General features: G+C 34.8%; 9 protein-coding genes and 1 pseudogene. 8 read left to right on the top strand and 2 right to left on the bottom strand.

Features of this window, described 5'->3' with window-relative positions; translation table 11 throughout:
- From RMR19_RS03595 to RMR19_RS22115, 8 genes and pseudogenes are all read left to right on the top strand, one after another.
- A pseudogene (locus RMR19_RS03595) lies at positions 1-622 on the top strand (aromatic acid exporter family protein); the annotation flags it as partial.
- Positions 623-900: 278 nt separating this feature from the next.
- A complete protein-coding gene (locus RMR19_RS03590; RefSeq protein WP_310602127.1) occupies positions 901-3054 on the top strand; it encodes an RICIN domain-containing protein in 2154 nt (717 codons plus the stop codon).
- Positions 2996-3367 carry an RICIN domain-containing protein gene (locus RMR19_RS03585; protein ID WP_310602126.1) on the top strand — a complete coding sequence of 124 codons (372 nt, stop codon included), beginning with the start codon at positions 2996-2998 and terminating at the stop codon, positions 3365-3367. The genes RMR19_RS03590 and RMR19_RS03585 overlap by 59 nt, the downstream gene beginning before the upstream one ends.
- Positions 3368-3707: 340 nt before the next feature.
- Positions 3708-3821, top strand: coding sequence for a putative holin-like toxin (locus RMR19_RS22120; protein ID WP_442871524.1), 114 nt, complete (start codon positions 3708-3710; stop codon positions 3819-3821).
- Between the two features lie 110 nt (positions 3822-3931).
- Positions 3932-4282: a hypothetical protein gene (locus tag RMR19_RS03580; protein WP_310602125.1), complete on the top strand. Its 351-nt coding sequence runs from the start codon at positions 3932-3934 to the stop codon at positions 4280-4282.
- A gap of 295 nt (positions 4283-4577) precedes the next feature.
- The gene (locus RMR19_RS03575; RefSeq protein WP_310602124.1) at positions 4578-5225 is read left to right on the top strand and encodes an AAA family ATPase; all 648 of its coding nucleotides are present in this window, start codon (positions 4578-4580) and stop codon (positions 5223-5225) included.
- Positions 5195-5476, top strand: coding sequence for a hypothetical protein (locus tag RMR19_RS03570; protein WP_310602123.1), 282 nt, complete (start codon positions 5195-5197; stop codon positions 5474-5476). The genes RMR19_RS03575 and RMR19_RS03570 overlap by 31 nt, the downstream gene beginning before the upstream one ends.
- Positions 5382-5585, top strand: a complete 204-nt coding sequence (locus RMR19_RS22115) for an NERD domain-containing protein (protein ID WP_442871523.1) — start codon at positions 5382-5384, stop codon at positions 5583-5585. Before RMR19_RS03570 ends, RMR19_RS22115 begins: the two co-directional genes overlap by 95 nt.
- Here the strand turns inward: RMR19_RS22115 and RMR19_RS03565 are convergent.
- Complete coding sequence (locus tag RMR19_RS03565) at positions 5565-5963, bottom strand: DUF3237 family protein (protein WP_310602122.1); 399 nt, start codon at positions 5961-5963, stop codon at positions 5565-5567. The two genes, RMR19_RS22115 and RMR19_RS03565, sit on opposite strands and share 21 nt — an antisense overlap.
- 43 nt (positions 5964-6006) lie before the next feature.
- Complete coding sequence (locus RMR19_RS03560; protein ID WP_310602121.1) at positions 6007-6873, bottom strand: alpha/beta hydrolase family protein; 867 nt, start codon at positions 6871-6873, stop codon at positions 6007-6009.
- Positions 6874-7146 lie beyond the last annotated feature (273 nt).

The raw sequence follows: 7146 nt of genomic DNA, 5'->3' as shown, positions 1-7146 counted from the left end.
TGTAATAGGAACAGCAACGGCATTAATCTTGAATCTTTTTCATGATTATAAAAATCAAAAGAATCAACTGTATGTAGATATGAAATATGCGGAACAGCAGTTACAGTTTATATTAAAGAAAACAGCGGATTATCTACATTGCAAGGAGCTAGAGGGCAATGTTTGGGAGGATCTTCGTGTATTGGAAGGATATTTGTCTGGTGCAGTAGAACGAGCTTATGAATATCAAGACAACACATTTCACTCGCACCCAGATTACTATATTAATTATCTTGAGATGCGAACGAGACAATGTGATACCCTTCATGATTTGCACTATGAACTGAAAAAGATAAGACAATTCCCAGAGCAGGCAGGGATTGTAGCGGATTATATTCTTTATATGCAAAAATATGTTACGGAACATAACTTACCAGAGCGACAGATGGATAAATTACAACATTTATTTGAACATATGAAGGAAGAACCTTTGCCAGCAAACAAGGAAGACTATGAAAGTCATGTGATTTTGTATCATATATTGATGGATTTAGAGGATTTTCTCATCTATAAAAAGCGATTTATTGAAGCGTTGGATGATAAGCAAAGAGAGATTTATTGGAAAGACGAGAGTAAAGACTGAGTGATGAAAGCCATTATGGGACAATGTTCCATAGTGGCTTTTTTCGACACATTTTCCATAAATATACGATGTGAAAGCATACAAGTTGCACAAAAAAATACAAGTAAAAAATATGAATCAAGTTAAAATGTGCAGTAAAACAAGGGGCTCAGTGAAAGAAATTAAACAATGTTGACAAAAATATATTTAATATATAAACTGAATTCGTAACAATTACCAAAAAACAAAAACATTGTAGAAGGGAGGTTTAGCATAGTAAGGACTATGCTAAATAACTTATGGAGAAAGGTTTTAAAAAGAAGTTAGCATTGTGTCTCATAATCATTATGATTGCCACAATCACAGACTGGGGAAATTTATTTTCGGTAGAAGCGAAAGCGGCTACAACACCAGCAACAGTATCAATCCATGACCCAGCAATTACGAAAGGTAATGATGGGAAATACTATCTGTATGGTACGCATTTCGGGGCAGCAGTATCATCAGATTTAGTAAATTGGAGCAATGTTTCATTAACGGGGATTACAACAGCAAACTGTACAACACAATTAAGCGAACCATTTAAATGGTTAAACTCATCTACAAAAGATTACGCGAATATCTGGGCACCATCAGTAATCTATAATAGCACAATGAAAAAGTATTGCTATTATGCATGTATGTCTGTATTCGGAACAACGAATTCCGTTATTTACTTTGCAACATCGGATAGTCCAACAGGTCCTTTCGTATATAATTCATCAATTATATATTCAGGATTTACAAGTTCGACATCAGGAAATCTAAGTTATAAGAACACAAATCTTAATAGCTTAATTTCAGCAGGAACAGTATCAGGATTTAAGAGTAGCTGGGCTACATCAACAAGCTATACTTGCTCAGTTGGTACAAATCCAAATGCAATTGATCCTACTGTATTTTATGACAAAGACGGAAAACTATGGATGGTGTATGGTTCGTTTTCTGGGGGGATTTTCATACTAGAGTTAAATAAATCTACAGGAAAACCAATCTATCCAGGGGTGGATGATACAGCGAATAATGTAGATCGCTATTTTGGTAAAATGTTATTAAACTCAAAAAACACAGGCGATTCAAAATCAAATGGTAACGGTGAAGGACCATATATCACATATGATTCCACATCAGGATACTACTATTTGTTTAATACATACGGAGGATTAAGTGCAACTGATGGATACAACATTCGAATGTATCGTTCAAAAAATCCAAACGGACCTTATGTTGATGCAAGCGGAACAAGTGGTTTATCAACAGGAAATAAAGGTGTAAAACTTTTTGGAAATTATAAATTTGCTTGTAATTCGCAAGCGTATCTATCAGGTGGACATAGTTCAGCTCTTGTAGATAGCAATGGAAAGATGTTTCAGGTTTATCATACAAGATTTGATGATGGCGTGGGAAATGGTCACTATGTAAGAGTGCATCAAATGGTTCGTAACGAAGATGGCTGGCCATGTACTGCACCATATATCTATCAAGGAGAAACAGTTTCTTCTTCTGGATATTCATCAGCAGATATGGTTGGAACGTATGAATTTATTAACCATGGAAATACTACGTTGACAGCGTCATCAATGTCAACGATTTCAACAGCAGTAGCACCAACATTATCTGTTACATTGAATTCGAATGGAACAGTTACAGGTGGAGTTACAGGAACATGGTCATATACATCGGGCAAACCATATGTGAAGATGGTAATCGGTGGTGTAACATACAAAGGTGTGTTCTTAAAGCAATACAATGAAGCACCAAATCCAAAAGAAGTAATGACATTCACATTAATCGGTACAAACAACTGCACAATTTGGGGAAGTAAAGGAACTGGAGCAGCAACGGCTAATGTGACAGAAGGAATCTACTACATTAAAAATGTAAACAGTGGATTATATATGGACGTTGCCAATGGTACGAATGCGAATGGAACAGCGATTCAACAATGGGCATACAACGGATATGATGCACAGAAATTCAAACTTGTTCCAGATGGAAAAGGATATTACTATATCTTAACAGGAGCATCAAATTATACAAGATCCATTGATATTAATGGAGGAAGTGCAAATGATGGAGCCGAAGCGGTTCAATGGGAATATTGGGGTGGAGATATGCAAAAATACATTATTACACAAAATGCAGACGGCTCAGTTTCCTTCTTAACAAAAGCATCTGGCGCAAATGCAGCATTAGAAGTATATGCGAATAGTACTGCAAATGGAGCAAAAGTAGATCAATGGAGTTACTGGAGCGGACCAACACAATGCTGGAAGTTAGAAAAAGTAAAAGATCAATACGAAGGAATCTATTACATTCAAAATGTAAACAGTGGATACTACCTAGATATTGATAGTGGTTCATCAACAAACGGAGCAAATATCAGACAATGGTACTCAGGCTCAGAAATTTGAAATCGTTTCAAATGGTGATGGGTATTATTATATCTTAACAGGAGCATCAAACTATACAAGAGCAGTTGATATTGAAAATGGTAGTGCAGCAGACGGAACAAATGTAATCCAATGGGATTACTGGGGTGGCACAATGCAGATGTATAAGATTGTGAAAAACTCTGATGGAAGCTTTGCATTCTTAACAAGAGCTTCAAATGAAAAATCGGCATTAGAAGTTTATGAGATTAGCAAAGACGCAGGCGCGAATGTAGACCAATGGACGTATTTTGGTGGAAATTGGCAACATTGGAAGTTGACTGAGACGAATTAGTTGTAAGATGAATTGGTAAAATTAATGAAATCCCTTTAAAGTAGACTAGTATAGAAATATAGGATGCTTTGGAGGGATTTTGCATGGATAATGGATTATGAAATTTGTAATGACGAAATATAGGTTACATCATTGACTTTTGTGAATACACAAATCAGTTTAAGTTCGTATTGATTCAAAATAGTTGAGGATTAGAAAGAAAATTATTTTCTTGAATAGCAAACAAGATATTGATATAATAGTTCCATCAAGATAGAACGATTGAGGATAACCAAGGACTTTTTGTCCTGTCAGTTGATTGCCCCTTACTTTCATTACATAGAGAAAGGGGTGATGTGGAATGAATACAATGGAGATTTTGACGTTTTGCCTAGTATTATTTGCTTTTGGCAGTCTGCTTATTGCACTCATTACCCTTATTATATTTATAATACAACTGATAAACAAAAAATAGGTTATCCTCTCACCATCCAAAGTTTGTAGGATAACCTATTTTAATTGGGTAATCAACTGACGCTAGCAAGTGTCTTTGATTAGTTCTATCTTGATTATAGCAGAGGGTACTTGGATTTTCAAGTACCCTTTTTCTTTTTACTCAAAATTTATGATTTAGCCGTTACTGACTATATTCAGCAAGAAATATGGGCAAAGCTACTTGCTTATAATCTGACAGAGCTGTTGGCAAACCATACTGTAGTAGAAACACATGATACCAAGCACACTTATATGGTAAACTTTACAGTTGCTGCTCATATTTGTAGAATCTATCTTCGCCTGACCGCAAAGTTAGATTCCATAGATGTAATGTCTCTGCTCAAAAAGGAACTGATTCCAATCCGCAAGGATTGTCAGTATAAGAGACTTAAGACAGCAGATTTTAGGAGGCCAAAGTACTTCCTGTATCGTGCCGCTTAAACAGAGCCATCATAGAATAGAATACCCTTTTTTAGACAGATGCAAATCTGTCTTTTTGTCGTTGTTAAAATAAGTTTTAGAGTATAGGTCCCAAAATCATATGCCATAAATAATTTTAGCATCGGTTTCGAGCAAATCAATTTATTGTCGAGATAAGCTTAACTAAATGACATTGGTGAGTGAACAGTAATTGTTTCAGAATAAAAAAATATTTGTAAATAGCGGTTGGTTTTAAAACTATGCTTTGATATGATATGTGTAGTGGAATAATTTATCTGAAAGAGAGGTAACCCAAATGAAAAAGAAATTTAACATAACAGGCTTATGCGTTAAGGGTAAGCACTATATGGTAGATATATCAGATAAAATAAAGCAAATTATAGCTATGGTAGATGATGGGGAATACTTTACAATAAATCGTCCTAGACAGTTTGGCAAAACAACTACTCTAAATATTTTGAGAGAGGTGCTTTCAGCAAAGTACCTTGTGATAAAGACCAGCTTTGAGGGCGTTGGTGATGACTTATTTCGTACTGAGACAGAACTCTGTGAAAATATTTTTAAGCTTTGGGCAGATTCTGTAAAATTTACTGACAAGGAAACATATCAACTTTTATTAAAGTACAATACATCGAAAAGTTTTAGAGAACTTTCAGAGGCTATTACAGAGTTTGTATTAGAATCAGGGAGACAGGTTGTTCTGCTTATAGATGAAGTAGATAAGAGTAGCAATAGCAGAACGTTCTTACAGCTCCTTGGTCTGCTTAGAAATAAGTACCTGTCAGCAAGTGCAGGGGATGATATTACATTCCAAAGTGTTATATTGGCGGGAGTACACGATGTAAGAACATTAAAATTAGCAATACAGGCTGAGAGTGAAACACAGTTCAATAGCCCATGGAACAAATTCATATGTTTACAAGTGGATATCCTTATTTGGTAAGTGATATTTGTAAAACTGTTGATGAGAAACTGGGTGCTGTTTGGACAGAAGAAAGTATTTATATGGCGGTTAAATCTATACTGAGCGAAAAGACTACTTTATTTGAAGATGTGATTAAGAATATTGAAAACAATGAAGAAATTAAAACGATAGCCAATGAATTACTTCTTTCTTGCCTACTTGAAACCTATATTAAATGGAAAAGGATTTTACTTTGTAGAACCACAGACAAGAGAGAATCAGCGTCTTGATGTAGTTGTTATATACAATAATCATAAATATGTTGTAGAATTGAAAATCTGGAATGGTGAGAAGTACCATGAAAAAGGTAGAGAGCAGTTAGCAAATACTATCCGTTAAAACAACATAGATGCTATTATCTTTATGCTCTATATACCCACTTTTCATTTGCGTTTCCAACCATTTGAGTTCAGAGCTATCCGTAATAATAAATGGTCTGGTATGTATGCTCCCATCTTCTTCGATATAGCCATTGTTCTCAATAAATATTTTGCATGTATTTCCTCTATAGTCCAATCCTTCAAGGATATACCTGGCAGAAAGCGTAGTCCTTTTTCCGATACTTTGAATCTGCGTATCAACACCACCATCAAGAACATGACCTTTAAAATATTCATTATCACATTCGCCAGAGAACAGTATAATTTTTGCGGTTTGTGAACCATTCGTTGTTTCAAAGCACTCGTTTATTCGTATTTTAATTACAAAAGTCTTCATAGACATCCTTTCTGTAAATGTACACAATGTATTACTGATATCGTTATTGGTTTGTATGTTCTTTTAAGTAAGTTAAAACCTCTTGCATTGCAGTTATACCACCAGATTGAGAAAAACCGTGACCTTCACCTGGAAGTGTTATTAATGTAGCATTTTCATAGGTTACAACTGCTTTTTGGGAGTAATCAATAGAAACAACATTGTCCTTATCGCCATGTATAATCAAGATATCTTTATCAAAAGAACCGATATGATCAAATACATAGTAGTCATGTATGGCTGTAAAGAAGTTCTTTCCAAGGTTTAGTCCCCAGAAATTTAATGTATCTGGTATATCCTCAGTGGTAGGATAGGTATTTCGCCAATCATCAGGAATGCATAGGGCAGGATAATATAAAACCATTCCTTTTACTTTATCTGCAATTTGTTCGGCTACTAAGGTAGTAACAAGCCCACCTTGGCTACCACCAAATAAGAAAAGCTGTTCCTTGTCAACATCGTCCATTGCAGATAGATAATCAAATACTGCCAATAAATCAGATGTTTCTGTAAAAATAGTCATATCGGTAGAGCTCCCACTGCTTTTGGAATTGTTTGAACCACCACAGAAATCAAAGGCATATGCGATATAACCATGTTCCGCATAGTACTTGCATTCCTTTGCAAAATCATTGTGTGTTCCATTATAACCGTGACTCAAGATGATGGCAGGGTGTGTTCCGTTCTGAGTAGGAATATATAGTTTCCCGTAAATCGAATGTTCACCATTAGGAATTGTTAATTCATTGATAGTTATTTCAGTAGTATTCATTGTCTCATCTTCCTTCTCATTAATTTCGTTTTTCGCATTACAACCAATTGCGAGAATGAGGATACCAAATGCTAAAATCATTAATCTACATTTTTTCATAGTAAAACCATACCTTTTTAATTTATGAAATCTAGTAGCATGTTAGAAAACTAACTTACTATTAAATTACTACAACATATAGGATTTGTCAAACATAAACTTGACTAATTTAGAATGCTAATATATGATAATACTAAAGTGTGGGTAATAATGTAGAGTGATTACGAAGCTAATATCGGGACATGTTTGAAAATTTATTGCCTTGCTTGGCATTCCCTAGTACAAGCTATTTTCAGATATATCTTAGTTGAATGTAAATTTAAAAATAGGTTG

The organism is Anaerosporobacter sp., assembly GCF_031551385.1.
Taxonomy (GTDB): domain Bacteria; phylum Bacillota; class Clostridia; order Lachnospirales; family Lachnospiraceae; genus Anaerosporobacter.
Note: the sequence above shows the minus strand (reverse complement) of the source record. Positions and strands in the feature narration are given on the sequence as shown.